The 19906-nt window shown below is 51.1% G+C and carries 16 protein-coding genes; all 16 read left to right on the top strand.

The window, feature by feature from the left end; all coding sequences use genetic code 11:
• Positions 1–174: 174 nt before the first annotated feature.
• The gene (locus tag BR86_RS0102460; RefSeq protein ID WP_031471424.1) at positions 175–858 is read left to right on the top strand and encodes a precorrin-8X methylmutase; all 684 of its coding nucleotides are present in this window, start codon (positions 175–177) and stop codon (positions 856–858) included.
• A gap of 74 nt (positions 859–932) precedes the next feature.
• Entirely contained in the window at positions 933–2183 is a 1251-nt protein-coding gene (locus tag BR86_RS0102465; protein WP_031471425.1) for an alanyl-tRNA editing protein, read from the top strand.
• A 40-nt stretch (positions 2184–2223) separates the two neighbouring features.
• On the top strand, positions 2224–3408 hold the full coding sequence (locus BR86_RS0102470) for an AI-2E family transporter (RefSeq protein ID WP_075034403.1): 1185 nt from the start codon (positions 2224–2226) through the stop codon (positions 3406–3408).
• Positions 3409–3586: 178 nt separating this feature from the next.
• On the top strand, positions 3587–7129 hold the full coding sequence (nifJ, locus tag BR86_RS0102475) for a pyruvate:ferredoxin (flavodoxin) oxidoreductase (RefSeq protein WP_031471427.1): 3543 nt from the start codon (positions 3587–3589) through the stop codon (positions 7127–7129).
• A 467-nt stretch (positions 7130–7596) separates the two neighbouring features.
• A complete protein-coding gene (locus BR86_RS0102480) occupies positions 7597–9135 on the top strand; it encodes a YifB family Mg chelatase-like AAA ATPase (RefSeq protein ID WP_031471428.1) in 1539 nt (512 codons plus the stop codon).
• Between the two features lie 17 nt (positions 9136–9152).
• The gene (gene dprA, locus BR86_RS0102485; protein WP_038287612.1) at positions 9153–10268 is read left to right on the top strand and encodes a DNA-processing protein DprA; all 1116 of its coding nucleotides are present in this window, start codon (positions 9153–9155) and stop codon (positions 10266–10268) included.
• An 8-nt stretch (positions 10269–10276) separates the two neighbouring features.
• The gene (gene topA, locus BR86_RS0102490; RefSeq protein WP_031471430.1) at positions 10277–12361 is read left to right on the top strand and encodes a type I DNA topoisomerase; all 2085 of its coding nucleotides are present in this window, start codon (positions 10277–10279) and stop codon (positions 12359–12361) included.
• A 216-nt stretch (positions 12362–12577) separates the two neighbouring features.
• Positions 12578–13357 (top strand): GTP-sensing pleiotropic transcriptional regulator CodY, encoded by a 780-nt coding sequence (gene codY, locus BR86_RS0102495; RefSeq protein ID WP_031471431.1) that lies wholly within the window; start codon positions 12578–12580, stop codon positions 13355–13357.
• 469 nt (positions 13358–13826) lie between these two features.
• On the top strand, positions 13827–14864 hold the full coding sequence (locus tag BR86_RS0102500; RefSeq protein WP_031471432.1) for a methionine ABC transporter ATP-binding protein: 1038 nt from the start codon (positions 13827–13829) through the stop codon (positions 14862–14864).
• 1 nt (position 14865) lies between these two features.
• On the top strand, positions 14866–15525 hold the full coding sequence (locus BR86_RS0102505) for a methionine ABC transporter permease (protein ID WP_031471433.1): 660 nt from the start codon (positions 14866–14868) through the stop codon (positions 15523–15525).
• Positions 15526–15556: 31 nt separating this feature from the next.
• A complete protein-coding gene (locus tag BR86_RS0102510) occupies positions 15557–16459 on the top strand; it encodes a MetQ/NlpA family ABC transporter substrate-binding protein (RefSeq protein ID WP_031471434.1) in 903 nt (300 codons plus the stop codon).
• 373 nt (positions 16460–16832) lie between these two features.
• Positions 16833–17177 carry a YlxM family DNA-binding protein gene (gene ylxM, locus BR86_RS0102515; RefSeq protein WP_031471435.1) on the top strand — a complete coding sequence of 115 codons (345 nt, stop codon included), beginning with the start codon at positions 16833–16835 and terminating at the stop codon, positions 17175–17177.
• A 15-nt stretch (positions 17178–17192) separates the two neighbouring features.
• Complete coding sequence (gene ffh, locus BR86_RS0102520) at positions 17193–18578, top strand: signal recognition particle protein (RefSeq protein WP_031471436.1); 1386 nt, start codon at positions 17193–17195, stop codon at positions 18576–18578.
• Positions 18579–18656: 78 nt separating this feature from the next.
• Positions 18657–18899 carry a 30S ribosomal protein S16 gene (rpsP, locus tag BR86_RS0102525; RefSeq protein ID WP_031471437.1) on the top strand — a complete coding sequence of 81 codons (243 nt, stop codon included), beginning with the start codon at positions 18657–18659 and terminating at the stop codon, positions 18897–18899.
• 32 nt (positions 18900–18931) lie between these two features.
• Positions 18932–19162: a KH domain-containing protein gene (locus tag BR86_RS0102530; protein WP_031471438.1), complete on the top strand. Its 231-nt coding sequence runs from the start codon at positions 18932–18934 to the stop codon at positions 19160–19162.
• 174 nt (positions 19163–19336) lie between these two features.
• Positions 19337–19849, top strand: coding sequence for a ribosome maturation factor RimM (gene rimM, locus BR86_RS0102535; protein WP_031471439.1), 513 nt, complete (start codon positions 19337–19339; stop codon positions 19847–19849).
• The last annotated feature ends 57 nt before the right edge of the window (positions 19850–19906 follow it).

The raw sequence follows: 19906 nt of genomic DNA on the forward strand, positions 1-19906 counted from the left end.
CGGGGATTTTCTGACGGCTGACGACGCAGTTTTTTTGACGGCTGACGGGGGACTTTCTCTATCGGCTGACGACGGGGATTTTCTGACGGCCGACAGGGAAACTGGCGCGGACCAAACAATACAGAAAAGGAGAGAGGTGCCGGCGATACGGGATAAGCCGGCGGGGGAAACGGTATGAACACAGATTTTCAGCTCCCGGAGGGGATCGATCTTCTGGAGATCCATCCGGCGGATATTGAAAAGAAGAGCTTTGAGATGATCGGAGAAGAACTCAGAAAGCTGGGAAAAGGTCCCTATCCCGATGATGTGGATAAGGTTGTCCGAAGGGTCATCCATACCACAGCGGATTTTCAATTTGCGGATACGCTGTTTTTTTCGCCCAATGCAGTGCAGGCCGGGATTCGCGCATTGACCGAGGGAGCACCGGTCATCACAGATACCAATATGGCGAAATCCGGCATCCGAAAGGCAGTACTTCAATCTCTGGGCACGGATTCGTTCTGCTTCATGGCGGACGCCGATGTCGCGCGGGATGCGAAGGCTGCCGGCATTACCAGAGCGGTGATGAGTATGCGGAAAGCGGCAGAACTGGAAGAACGGACCGGCCGGAGGGCGATTTTTGCTATCGGCAATGCACCGACGGCACTTGTGGAACTGTACAGCCTGATTCAGCAGGGACGTCTTCATCCAAGGCTGATCATCGGTGTGCCGGTCGGTTTTGTCAATGTTGTTCAGGCAAAGGAACTGATTATGACGCTGAAGAGCACGCCGCATATCGTTGCCCGCGGAAGAAAGGGCGGAAGCACGGTTGCGGCGGCGATCGTGAATGCACTTCTCTATCAGATCCGGAGACTCTGACGGTTGAACAGGTCGGGCAGAGAATTGCACCATTGAGTTTATTATAGATATAGAGAGAAAGCAGGAACAAAAACATGCAGACAGGAACCGGAACATTATATTATGAAGAACCGTATTGTGCCGAATTTGAAGCAAATGTGCTTCGCTGTGAGCCGGAGGACGGACGCTATGCCGTGATTCTGAATCAGACCGCGTTCTATCCGGAGGGCGGCGGGCAGCCGGCGGATACCGGAACTCTTCAGGTTCTGGATTTGACAGTGGAGAGGAAGGATGCCGCGGCAGCGGCGGGTACGCCATCTTCCGAGGAGAATCTTATCCCGGTGCTGGATGTTCATGAAAAGGACAATGCCATTGTTCATTACACAGACTGCCCGATTCCGGCAGGGAGCCGGGTTCGCGGAACCATCGACTGGGATCGCCGCTTCTGTATGATGCAGGAACATTCCGGCGAACATATTCTCTCCGGTCTGATTCATCGGAAATTCGGCTTTGAGAATGTCGGATTTCATATGGGAGAGGAAATCCGTATGGATTTCAGCGGGGAATGTTCCTGGGAAGAGCTGATGGAGATCGAGAAAAAGGCGAACGAGATCATTTTCCGGGACCTTCCGATCCGTGTGTTCTTCCCGACGGAAGAAGAACTGGCCGAGATTGATTACCGCAGCAAAAAGGAACTGACCGGTTTAGTCCGTCTGGTGGAGATACCGGGAGCAGATATGTGCGCCTGCTGCGGAACCCATGTTCTCCGCACGGGAGAGATCGGTGCAGTCAAGATTCTCTCCATGATTCGCTACAAAGGCGGGATGCGTCTGATGATGCATGCCGGAAGAAAGGCGATGGAGGATTACCGGATCAAGACGGATCTGAACCGGGAGATCTGTGAAATGCTCTCGGCCAGACCCTACGAGAGCGCGGCGGCAGTCCGGCGGATTCTGGACGCGGACAGCAGGAAGAGCCTGCGCATCGCGGAACTCCAGAAAGAACTGTTTCAGTACAAGGCGGAGACATTTCCGGACGGTCAGAAGCTTCTGATTGATGTGGAACGGGAAGCGTCTCCGGTGGAAATACGGCGGTTTTGCGACCTTCTTCTGAAAAAGAAAAAAGGGGAAACCGTCTGCGTTCTCTCCGGACATACGGATGAGAGCGGAAACGAGATCTTTTCCTACTGTATCGGCAGTGCCTCTTATGACTGCCGGGCGGCGGCAAAAGAACTGAATGCAGGTCTGAACGGAAGAGGCGGCGGAAGCCCGCAGATGGTTCAGGGATCCTTCAGCGCATCCGAGGACCGCATCCGCAGTGCGGTCAGCAGGGTGTTCGGTGGGTGAGGTTTTCTAAGACAATCAGTTTATGACAGGTGGTGACAAAATGATACTCAATCATTTTCATAATTCCGAATCCGGTGACTGTTCAATTAAAAAGGTGATTCTTGTGATTTCGTACACGGTACTTTTGATTGCCTGTGTTATCCGGTTGGAATCGGTGATCGCGCTGGCCGGACGGCTGTTTTCGGTGCTGTTCCCGTTTCTGTGCGGTGCGTTGATCGCGTTTATCGTGAACATTCCCATGCGGACGATCGAAAGGCTGATCGGGAAAGCGATCCGGGATACGGAACAGAAGAGCCGGAGAGGGATCCGACGCGCGATTGCGATGATTCTCTCGTTTCTTCTGATTTTTGCGGCCCTCGGAATTATTCTGATTTTGATGATTCCGGAGATTGCAGCCGCAATGGTCAGCCTTGCCAGCGGCGTTCCGGCTTTTCTCGAAGACCTCACACAGAAGACATTGGTCTATTTCGGCGAGAACCCGCAGATTCGTGCCAGTCTCGAAAGCCTGAGCAGAAAAGCAGAGTGGCGGAATATCCTGGACAACATTCTTTCCTTTGTCCAGTCCGGTGCGGGGAGTGTGGTGGAATCAACGCTCTCGACGGTATCCGGCGTTTTCGGCGGCCTGGTGACGGCGGCGCTTGCCCTGATGTTCTCGATTTATATCCTGTCTTCCAAGGAAAAACTGGGAGGGCAGGCGGTCCGTGTTCTGCAGGCATACCTCCCGCCGGAAATCGTTCAGAAGACACTGAGGATTACTGAGATTATCGCGAGGACCTATTCGAATTATTTTGCCGGTCAGTTTACCGACGCCTGCATCTTTGGATTCCTGATCTTTTTACTGCTTACCATCCTGTCTCTTCCGTATGCCATGCTGATCGGCGTAGTTGTCGCGCTCACGGCGCTGATTCCGATTGTGGGTGCATACATCGGTCTTGCGGTCGGCGCATTTCTGATTGCAGTGGTCAATCCGATGTATGCGCTGTATTTTGCAGGTGTTTATCTCGGCACCGTGTTTGTTGACAACAACTTCATTTACCCGCGTGTTGTCGGAAGCTCGGTGGGCCTTCCGGCCATATGGGTTCTTCTTGCGGTCGGCGTCGGAGGCGGTCTGTTCGGCGTCGTTGGCATGATTTTCTTCATTCCGGGTACGTCTGTTGTCTACCAGCTGATTCGGGAAAATGTGGCACATCGACTGGAAAGACGCGGCGGCGGACCGGTGGAGTGACGGCAAAGATTGGCGAAATATAACGAAAAGAATCAAGAAAGGATGCACTAAAAAAAATACTTCACAATACGACAGAATCAATTGAAATGTAATTAAAACTTGTTATAATATTATCAGTTTGATGCATGTATACATCAGACCTGACAAAGTCTACAGTTAAAATAAGGAGGAATTATTCATGGGAAGAAATTGGAAAACCATGGATGGTAACGAAGCCGCTGCGTATGCTTCCTATGCATATACCGACGTCGCTGCCATGTATCCGATCACCCCGTCATCCGTTATGCCGGAGCATGTCGATGAATGGGCAACAGAAGGCAGAAAGAATATTTTCGGAAATGTAGTACAGATTACAGAGATGCAGTCTGAGGCTGGTGCAGCAGGTGCTGTTCACGGTTCTCTGGCAGCAGGTGCGCTTACCGCAACCTACACCGCTTCTCAGGGTCTTCTTCTTATGATCCCGAACCTTTACAAGGTAGCCGGTGAGCTCCTTCCGGGTGTATTCAACGTTTCTGCCCGTGCGATCGCTTCCCACGCGCTGAACATTTTCGGTGACCATTCCGATATCTATGCCTGTCGTCAGACCGGATGCGCAATGCTTTGCGAATCCAGCGTACAGGAGGTTATGGATCTGACACCGGTTGCTCACCTTGCAGCAATCAAGGGCAGAGTTCCGTTCATCAACTTCTTCGACGGTTTCCGTACATCCCACGAGATTCAGAAGATCCAGGCATGGGATTACGAGGATCTGAAGGATATGGCTGATTTCGAGGCAATTGATGCGTTCAGAAAGAGCGCAATGAACCCGAATCACCCGAACGAGAGAGGTTCTGCTCAGAACCCGGATATCTTCTTCCAGGCTACAGAGGCTTCCAATAAGTATTATGATGCTCTTCCGGCTATCGTTGAAGAGTATATGAATAAGGTAAATGAAAAGCTTGGTACAGACTACAAGCTGTTCAACTACTACGGTGCAGCGGATGCGGATCAGGTTATCATCGCGATGGGTTCCGTAAACGACACCATCGAGGAGACCATCGACTACCTCAATGCTCAGGGCATGAAGGTCGGCGTTGTAAAGGTTCGTCTTTACAGACCGTTCGTCGCAGAGGCTCTCATCAATGCAATCCCGGATACTGTTAAGAAGATCTCTGTTCTTGACAGAACAAAGGAGAAGGGTTCCCTCGGCGAGCCGCTTTACCTTGATGTTGTAGCTGCTCTGAAGGGTTCCAAGTTCGATCAGGTTCCGGTATTCTCCGGCCGTTACGGTCTTGGTTCCAAGGATACAACTCCGAACCAGATTGTTGCTGTATATAAGAACGAAGAGAAGAAGAGATTCACCATCGGTATCAAAGATGATGTAACCAACCTTTCTCTTGATCTTGGCCCGGCTCTGGTTACCACTCCGGAAGGCACCGTAAACTGCAAGTTCTGGGGTCTCGGCGCAGATGGTACCGTAGGTGCAAACAAGAACTCCATCAAGATCATCGGCGACAACACAGACATGTATGCTCAGGCTTACTTTGACTATGATTCCAAGAAGTCCGGCGGTGTTACCATGTCTCACCTTCGTTTCGGAAAGAAGCCGATCAAGTCCACATACCTGATCCACAAGGCTAACTTTGTAGCATGCCACAACCCGGCTTACATCACAAAGTTCAACATGGTTCAGGAGCTGGTTGACGGCGGTACATTCCTTCTCAACTGCAAGTGGACCGGCGAAGAGCTCGAGCAGCACATCCCGGGTCAGGTTAAGAAGTTCATGTATGATCACAAGATCAACTTCTACACCATCGACGGTGTAAAGCTTGGTATTGAGACAGGCATGGGCCCGACACGTATCAACACAATCCTTCAGGCTGCATTCTTCGTTCTTGCGAAGATCATTCCGGAGGATGAGGCAGTTAAGCTGATGAAGGACGCTGCTCAGAAGACATACGGCCGTAAGGGTGAGGATGTCGTTAAGAAGAACTGGGCTGCTATCGATGCAGGTGCATCTGCTCAGAACCTTGTTAAGATCGAGATTCCGGAGTCCTGGGCTAACGGCGCTGACGAAGGTCTTGAGTCCAGCCACGCTGAGACAGGCCGCAAGGATGTTGTTGACTTCGTAAACAACATTCAGGCTGCTGTATCTTCTCAGGAAGGTAACAACCTCCCGGTATCTGCACTCCTTGACTATGTAGATGGTTCTACACCGTCCGGCGCAGCAGCATACGAGAAGAGAGGAATCGCTGTAAACGTTCCGGTTTGGGATTCTTCCAAGTGCATTCAGTGTGAGTTCTGCTCCCTTGTTTGCCCGCACGCTGCAATCCGTCCGATCGCTCTGACAGCTGATGAGGCTGCAAAGCTTCCGGAAGGCACTGCAACACTTCCGCTGACCGGTATGAAGGACGAGTATCAGTTCACCATCGTTACTTCCACTCTCGACTGCACAGGCTGTGGTTCCTGCCAGAACGTATGCCCGGGCATGAGAGGCGACAAGGCTCTGACCATGGTTCCGATCGATCAGGCTATGGAGCAGCAGAAGGCATTCGATCTCGCTGTTACCTTCCCGGAGAAGAGAGACGTTGTAGAGAAGTTTAAGATCAATACTGTAAAGGGTTCCCAGTTCAAGAAGCCGCTTCTTGAGTTCTCCGGCGCCTGCGCAGGTTGTGGTGAGACTCCGTATGCGAAGCTGATCACACAGCTCTTCGGTGACAGAATGTACATTGCGAACGCAACAGGATGTACTTCCATTTGGGGTAACTCCTCACCGTCCACTCCGTACACTGTAAACGATGAGGGTCACGGTCCGGCATGGAACAACTCTCTGTTCGAGGATGCTGCAGAGTTTGGTTACGGTATGCTTCTTGCTCAGAACGCTATGCGTGACAACCTGAAGAAGAGAGTTGAGGCTCTCGTTGTTGCTCATCCGGAAAATGCTGCATTCCAGAAGGCAGCTCAGGAGTGGATCGATACCTTCGGCATCGGCGCTCTGAACGGCGTTGCAACTGACGCTCTCGTTGAGGCTCTTGAGTCTATGGACGATGAGACTGCTAAGGAAGTTGTAAACCAGAAAGACTTCCTCGCTAAGAAGTCCCAGTGGATCTTCGGCGGCGACGGTTGGGGTTACGATATCGGCTTCGGCGGTCTTGACCACGTACTTGCATCCAACAAGGATGTCAACATCATGGTTTACGATACCGAGGTTTACTCCAACACAGGTGGTCAGGCTTCCAAGGCTACCAAGATGGGTGCTGTAGCTCAGTTCGCTGCAGGCGGTAAGGAGACCGGTAAGAAGGATCTTGCTACCATCGCTATGTCCTACGGCTATGTATATGTAGCTCAGATCGACATGGGTGGTGACTACGCTCAGGCAGTTAGAGCTCTTGCAGAGGCTGAGGCATATCCGGGTCCGTCCCTGATCATGGCTTACGCTCCGTGTATCAACCACGGAATCAAGAAGGGCATGGCTAAGGCTATGACCGAGGAGAAGCTTGCTCTTGAGTGCGGTTACTGGAACAACTTCCGCTTCAACCCGGCTGGCGGCGACAAGAAGTTCACTCTCGATTCCAAGGCACCGACAGGTGACTATCAGGAATTCCTGAAGGGTGAGGTTCGTTACGCTTCCCTGGCTCTCAAGAATAAGGAAAGAGCTGCTCAGCTCGATGCTGCAAACGAGCAGGCTGCAAAGGATAGATTCGAATATCTGAGCAAGCTGGATGCTCTTTACAACAAATAATCTGAGCGAAAATAACAGATAACCGGACTTGTTCCGGAACGGTTCCCCCGGGGATTTCCCCGGGGGAATTTTTTATTTCATAGGAAATTTCTCCGAATTTTCGGCGAAATAAAAAAACATTCCGCGGCTTTATTCTATGTTAAAAGAAAGATTTCGTGATTTTGATAGAATAATTCTATATGGGATTATTCTATACAGAATATAAGATAATGCTTGAGATTTGATAGAAAATGAACTATTATTCCCTCGAAGAATAGAAACACTTAACTTTAATAATATGTAGAAACTCATCTTATCATTCTTTTTTACATCTCTGATCTTGTCTCTGATTATTCCAATGACGAAATTCGGATGCGTTTCTTAAATACTGTTCTCATTTTTATGATTCATTTTTGAAAAGGAAAAATCTCATATGTTCCCGCAGTGTATATGGTATGCGGAAAATTATCTGTCAAAGGGGGATGAAAATGTTCTCAAGAATCCGAAGTTACGGAATCAGCGGCATTGACGGTATTGCGATCGCGGTGGAAGCGGACGTGAGCCCTGGACTTCCGATGTTTCATCTGGTCGGTCATCTGTCGCGCGAAGTCAGTGAGGCGGAAGAACGGGTTCGAACGGCAATCCGGAATTCCGGGATCACACTGCCTCCAAGAAGAATAACCGTCAATCTGTCTCCGGCTGGGATCCGGAAAGAGGGAACTGCCTTTGATCTGGCAATCGCGGTCGCGGTTCTCTGCTGTTTGGGTGTGATCGATCCGGACGGTATGGAAGAATTCACGTTTCTTGGGGAACTTGGCCTGGATGGAACGGTACGCCCGATCCGGGGAATTCTTCCGATGGTGATCGCCTCGGTGAAGGACGGCGTCCGACGGATTTTTCTGCCAAAAGACAATGTCCGGGAAGGACGGGCGGTGATGGGAGCGGAGCTGATCGGCGTGACTGATCTGAAGGAATTATGCCGGATGCTGAGTCGGAGAGCGGCGATACAGGGTGAATACTTTGACTCCCATATGTTTGAGGAGGAAGACCATCCGTTTGCGGAGGATTATGCGGATATGATCGGCCTGAAATCGGTAAAATTTGCCTGTATGGCTGCCGCTGCGGGTCGGCACAGTATTCTGTTTATCGGTCCGGCCGGTACCGGAAAGAGTATGGCGGCTTCCAGACTTCCGGGCATTCTGCCGCCGCTGACGATGGAAGAGACCATCGAACTGGCGAAAATCCGCAGTATCTGCGGTTTGCTGGATCCGAGTGTTCCGTTTTCGAGAAAGAGACCGTTTCGGGCACCGCACCACAGTGTGACGCAGTCGGCTCTGGTCGGAGGAGGGGCGAATCCGAGGCCGGGAGAAATCACGCTCGCCACCCACGGGGTTCTGTTTCTCGATGAACTGGCAGAGTTTTCTCCCCGAACGATCGATCTTCTGCGCCAGCCGATGGAGGAACACAAAGTGGTGATATCGAGGATGAAGGGGACAATGGTGTATCCGGCGGACTGCATGATTGCGGCGGCATTGAATGGCTGTAAATGCGGCTTATATCCGGACAGACGATGCCAGTGCTCGGACAATGATCGAAACCGTTATCTGGGAAAGATCTCCGGCCCGTTTCTGGATCGGATCGATATCGGGGTTGAAGTGCCGAGGCAGAAGGTCCGGTCCACGGAGCAACTGGCCGGGAAGGAATCGTGGAGCACGGCGTCCATGCGGGAAAAGGTAATGCAGGCGCTGGAGATTCAGAAGAAAAGGTTTTCTTCCGAACCAATCCGATACAACAGTGAGATGAATTCTGCCCAGATCCGGGCGTATTGTCAGCTGACGCCGGAGGCAGTTCAGCTTCTGGACCGCTACAGTGCCGGTGACAATACGAGTCTTCGCGGGTATGGTAAGATCTGCCGCGTGGCGCGAACGCTGGCGGATCTGGATGGGAAGGAGAAAATTGACGAACTGGTTCTCTCGGAGGCATTGTCCTACCGGTCCTTTCAGAAAAAGTACTGGGGGAGAGGATAAGGAGGAGGTGACAGGAAATGTATGAGGAGAAAGACCGGCTGGCGGCAGTGTGGATGAGCCGTCGGCGGGAAATCGGTGCTGTGAGCGCGCAAAAACTGATCACCTTTGCAGGAGGCTACCGGAATGTGCTTTGCCTGAGCGAGAGGGAGATGGAAAATGCCGGCTTTCTGACAGATAAACAGCGGAAGGTATTGTCAGAAGCTTTGAACGACGGACAAACAAAGGAAGACGCAAGGCGTGATCTGGATCGAATGAAACAGCACGGAATACGGATTCTTCTGCCGGAGGAGGATGTGTTTCCGGAAAAACTCCGGCGGATTCCGGATCCGCCGATGTGGCTGTATGTGAGAGGAAGCCTTCCGGATCCGGATCAAAAGTCCTGCGCGCTGATCGGCGCGAGAAACTGTACGGAATACGGCAAAGAAGAGGCAGAATACTTCGGCGGTCTTCTGGGAGATTACGGGATACCGGTCATCAGCGGTATGGCGCGCGGAATCGATTCGTTTGCGCTTCGGGGGGCGCTGGAAAAAGGCGGAGACTGTTATGCGGTTCTCGGCTGCGGGGTGAACGTCTGTTATCCGCGGGAGGCCGGAGACATTTTTTCAAGAATACCGGAAAAGGGCGGGATTCTGTCGGAATATCCGCTGGACGGTCCGGCGCTTTCACAGCATTTTCCGGTTCGAAACCGGATCATCAGCGGACTGGCGGATATGGTGCTGATTGTGGAGGCGAAACGGAAGAGCGGAAGTCTGATCACGGCGGATCTGGCACTGGATCAGGGAAAAGATATTTTTGCTCTTCCGGGGAGGCGGACGGACCCGCTCAGTGAAGGAACAAACCGCCTGATCCGCGTCGGTGCGGGGATTGTGACGGGGCCGGAAGATGTGCTTGAATATTTCGGAATCAGGGGAGAAAAAGGCAGAAAACAGAGCAGAGTGTGTGACAGCGGACTTGTCAAGAATGAAAAAAAGGTGTATAGTGCCATTGATTCGCACCCGAGACACATCGAGGAGATCATGAACCGAAGCGGTCTCTCCTGGGGAGAATGTCTTGTGGCGCTGATGAAACTGGAAATCTGCGGGCTGGCAGTCCAGCCGGATAACCAATATTATATGAAGAAACTTGATAAGTAGGTGCTTATATGTCAAAAAATCTTGTTATTGTGGAGTCTCCGGCCAAGGTAAAAACCATTAAGAAGTTCCTTGGCTCCAATTATACCGTTGATGCTTCCGGCGGCCATGTCAGGGACCTTCCGAAGAGTCAGCTCGGAATTGATGTGACTCAGGAATACGAACCGCGGTATATCACAATCCGCGGAAAAGGTGATACACTTGCGCGCCTGCGAAAAGAAGTAAAAAAAGCGGATCATATTTATCTTGCGACCGACCCGGATCGCGAGGGTGAAGCGATTTCCTGGCATCTGTCCAAAGCGCTGAAACTGGACGAGGCTGTGGATAAAAAGGTTTCCCGCATTACCTTCAATGAGATTACCAAAAATGCGGTGAAGGCCTCCCTGAAGGCCCCGAGAAAGATCGATATGGATCTCGTGGACGCACAGCAGGCCCGCCGCGTGCTGGATCGTCTTGTCGGCTATATGATCAGCCCTCTTCTCTGGGAAAAGGTGAAGAGGGGCCTTTCTGCCGGCCGTGTTCAGTCGGTTGCGCTTCGCATGATCTGTGATCGTGAAGATGAGATCAATTCCTTCATTCCGGAAGAGTACTGGACGGTGGATGCAGAACTTGCCGAGGGCAGGAAGAAGCTTACCGCTCATTATTACGGAAGAGACGGAAAAAAATACGTTCCCGCAAGCAAAGAGGAAGTTGACGGGATCAAAAAGGAACTGGAGCATGCCGACTTTACGGTTTCGGAAGTCAAGAACGGCGTTCGGAGCAAGAAGCCGCCGCTTCCGTTTACCACCAGTACGCTTCAGCAGGTCGCGGCGTCCAATCTGAACTTCTCGACCTCCAAGACCATGCGTCTTGCCCAGCAGCTCTATGAGGGCGTTGAAGTCAAGGGGCTCGGGACCATCGCGCTGATCACCTATCTCCGTACCGATTCCACCCGTATTTCGGCAGAGGCGGATGCGGCCGGAAGAAGATACATTTCCGAAAACTACGGAGAAAAATATGCCGGAGACGGAAATGCGGCCGGCGGGAAAAATGACGCAAAAATTCAGGATGCGCACGAGGCAATTCGTCCGGTCAATGTGGAACTGACTCCGACAGAAGTGAAGGATTCCCTTCCGCGGGATCTGTTCCGTCTCTACCATCTGATCTGGACAAGATTTGTGGCGAGCCGCATGACACCGGCGTCCTATGAGACAACTTCGGTGAAGATTGCCGCAGGCCGCCACATCTTCTCGCTGTCGGCAAGCCGGATCCTGTTTGACGGTTTCCTGTCTGTTTATTCGATCGACAGTGAAAAGGAAGAAAAGAACGCGCTGACAGAATCCCTGGAGATGGGACAGAAGCTGACGGCTTCCGCTGTGACCGGTGAGCAGCATTTCACCCAGCCGCCGGCTCACTACACTGAGGCAAGTCTTGTGCGGGCACTGGAAGAAGACGGGATTGGCCGTCCGAGTACATATGCGCCGACGATTTCCACGATTTTGAACCGACGCTATATCACAAAGGAGAAAAAGAATCTCTATGTGACCGAGCTGGGTGATGTGGTAAACCGTATCATGAAAAAGGCTTTTCCGACGATCGTGGACACCGCGTTTACCGCGAATATGGAGTATCTTCTTGACCGTATCGGAGACGGATCCGTCAAGTGGAAGACCGTAATCGAGAATTTCTATCCGGATCTGGATGATTCGGTTGCCAAGGCGAAGAAAGAGCTGGAGTCCGTCAAGATTGCGGACGAAGTGACCGATGAGATCTGTGAAGTATGCGGACGCAATATGGTCATCAAGTATGGTCCGCACGGAAAATTCCTGGCCTGCCCGGGATTCCCGGACTGCCGGAACACGAGACCATATCTGGAGAAGATCGGTGTTGCGTGCCCGAAATGCGGCAAAGATCTTGTGATCCGCAAGTCCAAAAAGGGAAGAGTCTACTACGGCTGTTCCTCTTATCCGGATTGTGAGTTTATGAGCTGGCAGAAACCTTCCTCTGAAAAATGTCCGAATTGCGGCACTTATATGGTTGAAAAGGGAAATAAACTGATGTGCGCCAATAAAAACTGCGGATTTGTGAAAAATCTCGTAGGAGACGAAAAAAATTAAAAATGCACGTAAATTGCCAAAAACTCTTGCAACTCAGGTCGATTAGTGTTAATATTCAATCAAAAGGAATGGTATGCTCATTCCCGAATATTGCAGAATTGACGATTTGAAGGACAAAAGAAGAATATTCTGGAAATGTCTTTTCAACGTACATAAATGCAAAACAACATTCTGCGGTTTACACGCTGACAGCTGAGTAAAAAAGGAGGTATAGCAGTGGGCGTTCAGCTATTAGACAAGACACGTAAGATCAATAAGCTGCTGCACAATAACCACTCGCACAAAGTGGTGTTCAATGATATCTGCGAAGTTCTCAGTGATATTCTTGAATCTAATATTCTTGTGATCAGCCGCAAAGGAAAGGTGCTGGGTGTTGCAAATCACGACGGCATCGATGAGATCCACGAACTGATTGTGGATCAGGTGGGCAATATGATTGATCATATGCTCAACGAAAGACTTCTGAGCGTTCTCTCAACCAAGGAGAATGTCAATTTGGCAACCCTTGGATTTGACGAGGATTATGTAAAAAAATATCAGGCGATCATCACGCCGATTGATATTTCGAGTGAAAGACTCGGTACACTGTTCATCTACAAATCGGATGCGCAGTATGATATTGATGATATCATCCTCAGTGAGTATGGTACTACCGTTGTCGGATTGGAAATGATGCGGTCTGTCAATGAAGAAAATGCCGAAGAGACACGCAAAGTTCAGATTGTGAAATCCGCAATCAGCACACTTTCGTTCTCTGAGCTCGAAGCCATTACGCACATCTTTGGTGAGCTGGATGGCACAGAGGGTATCCTGGTTGCGAGCAAAATCGCCGACCGTGTCGGAATTACGCGTTCCGTCATCGTGAATGCTCTCCGTAAATTCGAGAGTGCTGGAGTAATTGAGTCACGCTCATCCGGCATGAAAGGTACTTACATCAAAGTACTGAATGACGCTGTCTTTGATGAATTAAAAGACATGAAGGCAGAAAATAAATAAGGTTTCAGAAGTTTTTCGGGGGACTGCGCACAGCAGTCCCTCTTTTTATGTCATAGGAAAGTGCTTTGCACTTTCCTATGACATAAAAAGAGCTCCGCGAGGATGCGCATACCGCCGGGGGAACGTGCGGTCGATTCTGATTATGTATGAAAGTTTTCAGAAAGTATTGACATCTGTCGAGCAGGTGATATAATCACCTACATAATACCTATGAAATGAGGAAGCGGTATGAACACACTTAGCCATCCGGGATTTACATCCATGAATATGATGATGTGCTGCTGTGAGACCATGTGCATGTGCAACATGTGTTTTACAGCCTTTTAAGTGTGCATCTGAAAGACGGTTTGCTGGAAACAACCGTTATCGCTCGAAGAGTTTTTTGCGGCAGAGGCACGGAAAGAGGCCTCTGCCGTTTTTGGCTTGCGGACGTTGTTCATAGATTGCTTTGGAATTAGGGAGGAAGAGTATGGGGTGTATGATCGAAGTCCGGGATGTTTCCAAGACATTTCAGGACAAGGACAGAACCGTGCAGGCACTGAATCATATCAATATCTGTATTGAAGAAGGCGATATATACGGAATCATCGGAATGTCCGGTGCCGGGAAAAGCACACTGGTTCGATGTTTGAATTTTCTGGAAGTTCCGACCGAAGGATCGGTGATTGTGGACGGACAGGAACTCGGTACGCTTTCGGATCGCGAACTTCGCCGGATCCGCGGCAGTATCGGAATGATTTTCCAGAGTTTTAATCTTCTGATGCAGAAAACCGTGCTGGAGAATGTTCTCTTTCCACTGAAGATTCAGGGAAGAGGAAAAGCGGAAAGCCTTGAACGGGCAAGAGACCTTCTCAAGACCGTCGGACTTGCGGATAAGGAAAAAGCGTATCCGTCGCAGCTTTCCGGGGGACAGCGTCAGAGAGTTGCCATCGCGAGAGCGATTGCCAGCGATCCGAAGATTCTTCTCTGTGACGAGGCGACCAGTGCACTGGACCCGCAGACAACGAACTCGATTCTGCAGCTTCTGAAGAAAATCAATCAGGAGATGGGGATCACGATCGTCATCATTACACATCAGATGTCGGTGGTGCGTGAAATCTGTCACAACGTTGCCATTGTGGAACACGGCAGCATCGTCGAGGACGGATCTGTAGAGGAGATCTTTACGCATCCGAAGTCACGGGCGGCGAGAGAACTGGTATTTGAGGGAAGTGAGACCTCGGAGACATTTGCGGGACGAAATGCCGCGGACCGGACGCTAAAGGAACTTCGGGAGAATCGGCGCATCCGCATTGTTTTCACCAGCAATTCTTCGTTTGAACCGGTAATCGGAAACATGGTTCTGAAATTCGGAACGCCCGTCAATATTCTGAAGGCGGACACCAAAGATGTGAACGGCGTCGCCCGCGGCGAGATGATTCTCGGACTCCCGGATGAACCGGAACTTCAGCAGAAAATGATCGATTATCTGAATGCGAGAGGCCTTGCGGTCGAGGAGGTGAACTGATATGTGGAGCAGCGAAACAACCAATATGCTGATCAGAGGTATCTTAGAATCCCTTTATATGACCGGGGCCGCGACCCTTGCCGGCTATGTGCTCGGCCTTCCGTGGGGAATTGCCCTCGCTGTTTCGGATGAGGACGGAATCCGGCCGAACCGGGCGCTGTACCGGGTGCTGGATGCGGCAGCCAATATTCTCCGCAGTATCCCGTTTCTGATTCTTCTGATCCTGATCATTCCGCTCACGATTTTTATCGTCGGAAAAAGTTACGGATCCACTGCAACCATTGTCCCGCTGACCGTATCGGCGGCTCCGCTGATCGCGAGAATGGTTGAGACGTCACTGAAGGAAGTCGATCACGGCGTGATTGAGGCGGCACAGGCGATGGGGGCGGATGACATGACCATCATCCGAACCGTTCTTCTGGGAGAGGCCCGCGTTTCCCTGATTTCGGGCGCGACCATTACCCTCGGAACCATCCTTGGATACTCGGCGATGGCCGGAACCGTGGGAGGAGGCGGTCTCGGCGACATTGCAATCCGCTACGGATATTACCGGTATCAGGGAGATATCATGGTTGTCACGGTTATTTTGCTTATCCTGCTCATGCAGATTTTTCAGCTGATCGGTACGACGCTGGCGGCATCGCTGGATAAGAGAAAATAAAAGAGTTTTTTAAAAAGAGAGGAGAACCACTATGAAGAAGAGACTTTTTGCAGCAGTCGGAGCAGCGATCATCACAGCTGCAGCACTGGCAGGATGCGGTGCATCCGGTGCGGCTTCCACAACAGCAGCCGCAAAGGAAACCAAGACGGAGACGACAGCAGCGGCTGCGGAGGCAGAGACCACCAAGGCGGCCGGTGAACTGGAGAAGATCACGGTAGCGGCAAGCACAACCCCGCATGCGGAGATTCTTGCGGAAGCGAAGCCGATCCTGGCGGAAAAAGGATACGATCTGGAGGTCACCGAGTTTGAAGACTACGTTCAGCCGAATATGGTTGTAGAGAGCGGTGAGTTTGACGCAAACTATTTCCAGCATATTCCGTATCTTGACTCCTTTAACCAGGAAAAGGGAACCCATCTGGTCAATGCAGGCGGTATCCACTATGAGCCGTTCGGCATCTATCCGGGAACCAAGAAGAGCCTGGATGAAGTCGCAGAGGGCGATACCATTGCAATCCCGAACGATACCACCAACATGGCAAGAGCACTTCTGCTTCTTCAGGACAACGGTATCATCAAGATGAAGGAAGGAAGCGGTCTTACCGCAACGGAGAACGACATCGTCGAGAACCCGAAGAACGTTAAGATTCAGCCGCTTGAGGCCGCTCAGGTTGCCCGTGTTGTCAATGAGTGCGCATTTGTTGTTCTGAACGGAAACTATGCGATGGAAGCGGGCTTTACCGTATCCAAGGATGCCATCGCGTATGAAAAGAGCGATTCCGAGGCTGCAAAGACCTATGTAAATGTCATTGCGGTTAAGGAAGGCAATGAGTCCTCCGACAAGATCAAGGCTCTGATCGAGGTTCTGACTTCCGAACAGATTACAGACTTTATCAACAAGAACTACAACGGCGCGGTAATTCCGTTTAAGGGCTGATTGCGGAAGCAGTAAAACGGATACAGAAGAAGACACGATACCAAAAAGAAGCGGACAGGAAAGCGGCAGCGGGCATATCACTGCTGGTACTGTCCGCTTTTTATATTATTTTCACGACTGCTTGCCGGCATCCGTCATTGACACCGATCATTTTCCGGAGACAGCCGTTTGTGCGGTTGATTTACCGGCATCCGCCATTTACACCGATCATTTACCGGCATTTGCCATTTGAACGGCTGCTTTACCGGTGCTTGCTATTTGAGCGGCTGGTTTGCCGGATTCCACCCGATCGATTGCGTTTAGCAAAAAGGATGTAAAGAAAAAATGCTTGACACTCATTTGAGGATTGTGTAAGATAGCACAGGTGATGCAGTTGGAAAAAATTGTGAAGCAGGGAATCCTGTATGATTTTTATGGCGAGCTTCTCACGAAACATCAGCGGGAAGTATATGAGGATCTGGTCCTGAATGATATGTCTCTGGCCGAGATTGCCGAAGAGCAGGGCGTGACGAGACAGGCAGTCCATGATCTGCTCCGCAGATGCGACAAGCTCTTGGAGGGATATGAGGAAAAACTCGGTCTATATGAAAAGTTCCGGAAAACCCGGGAGCTGACCGGTGAGATCCGTGAGATGGCGGAGAAATGCCGCAGGAGCGGAGATCTTTCCCTTGTTCCGAAGATTGAAGAACTGTCGGAAAAAATACTTGATATCGTGTGAGCCGCAGGAGGACATATGGCATTTGAGAGTCTTTCAGACAAACTGCAGAACATTTTCCGGAATCTGACCGGTAAGGGAAGATTGTCGGAAGCAGATGTGAAAGCAGGTCTCCGGGAAGTAAAGCTTGCGCTGTTAGAGGCGGATGTAAACTTCAAGGTTGTCAAAGATTTTATAAAGAAAGTTCAGGAACGGTCCGTCGGCACCGATGTGCTGGAAGGCCTGAACCCGGGACAGATGGTTATCAAGATCGTCAATGAAGAGATGATTTCTCTGATGGGCTCGGAGACGACGGAGATTAAGTTCCGGCCGTCAAACGAGATCACAGTTCTGATGATGATCGGTCTTCAGGGTGCCGGTAAGACGACAACGGCGGCAAAACTCGCCGGAAAATTCAAACAGGCCGGCCGGAAGCCGCTTCTGGTTGCGGAGGATGTCTACCGCCCGGCGGCGATCGAACAGCTCCAGCGAAATGGAGAAAAGGTCGGAGTTCCGGTCTTTGCCATGGGAAAGGCGGACCCGGTCAACATTGCGAAAGCGGCCATCGAACATGCGAAGAACGCCGGAAACAATCTGGTGATTCTGGATACGGCCGGCCGTCTTCAGATTGACGACAGGCTGATGGAAGAACTTCAGAACATCAAAGCGCAGGTTTCGGTTGACGAGACGATCCTTGTGGTTGACTCCATGACCGGACAGGAAGCGGTCAATGTCGCTTCGACCTTCGATGAGAAGATCGGCGTGGACGGCGTGGTTCTGACGAAGCTGGACGGCGACACCCGAGGCGGCGCGGCACTTTCGATTCGTGCCGTAACCGGAAAGCCGATTCTCTACGTCGGCATGGGCGAGAAACTGGAAGACCTTCAGCAGTTCTATCCGGACCGCATGGCATCCAGAATCCTCGGAATGGGCGATGTTCTCTCTCTGATTGACAAGGCTTCGGCGATTGTCGATGAGGATGAGGCAAAGAAACTGTCCCAGAAGATCCGCAAGGCGGAATTTGATTACGACGATTTCCTGAAGCAGATGCAGCAGCTCCGCAAACTCGGCGGACTTGGCGGAATTCTCGGAATGCTCCCGGGAATGGGAAAACTGAAGGATATTGATCTTGAGAGCGGCGAGAAACAGATGCACCGCATCGAGGCAATCATTCACTCCATGACCGCGGAAGAGAGAAGTCATCCGGATCTGATGAACCCGTCCCGAAAAAAACGAATCGCGAAAGGCGCGGGAGTTGATATTGCGGAAGTGAACCGCCTGGTAAAACAGTTTGCGGATATGCGGAAAATGATGAAGCAGCTTCCGGGCATGATGGGAAAAGGAAAAAAGCATGGCGGATTCGGCGGTTTTGGCGGAATGAACGGCATGGGAGGAATGTTCGGGAGAAACAAATTCCCGTTCTGACACAGATAAGCGTATGATCGGCATTTTGTGCCGTTGTACATATAGAAAATTACAGATCGATATGATCAGGAGGAAATTATCATGGTAAAGATGAGACTGAAGAGAATTGGTATGAAGAAGGCACCGTACTACAGAATCGTAGTTGCTGATTCCAGATATCCGAGAAACGGCCGCTTCATCGAGGAGATCGGTTCCTACGATCCGAACACCGAGCCGGCTACTGTAAAGTTCGACGAGGAGAAAGTTAAGACCTGGATCTCCAACGGCGCTCAGCCGACAGAGACTGTTGCACGTCTTCTCAAGACAGCTGGTCTTCAGTAATCAACTGCTGACTTGACGAAAAGGTGGTGCGCATGAAGGAACTTGTGGAGGTCATCGCCAAGGCTCTTGTAGACAGCCCGTCTGAGGTTGTTGTCACAGAATCCGAACAGGATAATGAGATCGTGGTACAGCTGCATGTAGCACCTTCCGATATGGGAAAAGTGATCGGCAGGCAGGGAAGAATCGCAAAAGCGATCCGTACGGTTGTGAAAGCGGCTTCTTCCGGCAGCGACAAGAAAGTCACGGTAGAGATCGAAGAATAATGGAAAGACCGCGGCCCTTTTCGGGGGCAGCGGTCTTATCATGTCATAAGAGATTTTTCGTAAGTTCCGCAACTTGAATTCATCCGCGGGATGTTCGACCGCGCGACAGAGCGTCGGCTGTCTGCACATTGCCCGTCAGGCGAATCCCGGTTAATAACGGGGAAAGGACTTAATATGGTTGATTTACTTCGTGTTGGCGTGATTACGTCCGCCCACGGCATTCGCGGTGAGGTCAATGTTTTTCCGACCAGCGATGACCCGGAGCGGTTTGAGAAACTCGACAGCGTCATTGTTCAAAAAGGCGCGCAGCAGACCGTGCGCCGGATTGAGAATGTCAAATATTTCAAGAAAATGGTCATCTTAAAGCTGGAAGGCATCGATGACCGGAACGCGGCTGAGCTTATGAAGAGCAGTGATCTGATGGTCGACCGCGAGCATGCCCAGAAACTCGAAGAGGGAGAATACTTCATAGCGGATCTCATTGGACTGAAGGTAGTGACCGATGAGGGGCAGGAACTCGGAACGCTGAAGGATGTCATGGAAACCGGTGCCAACGACGTCTACATTGTCAAGACGGCAGGCGGTAAAGAGGTTCTGCTGCCGGTGATTCCGGACTGCGTACTTCGGGTTGATCTGGAAGAGGGACTGGTGGAAGTTCACCTGATGCCGGGACTTCTCGATCTGTAAAATGGTTCCGGCCGTGCCGGGATTCGCGGACGAATCCGGGAATCCGGGGATCCCGGG

Origin of the sequence: [Clostridium] aminophilum DSM 10710 (assembly GCF_000711825.1) — a bacterium.
GTDB lineage: Bacteria > Bacillota > Clostridia > Lachnospirales > Lachnospiraceae > Clostridium_R > Clostridium_R aminophilum.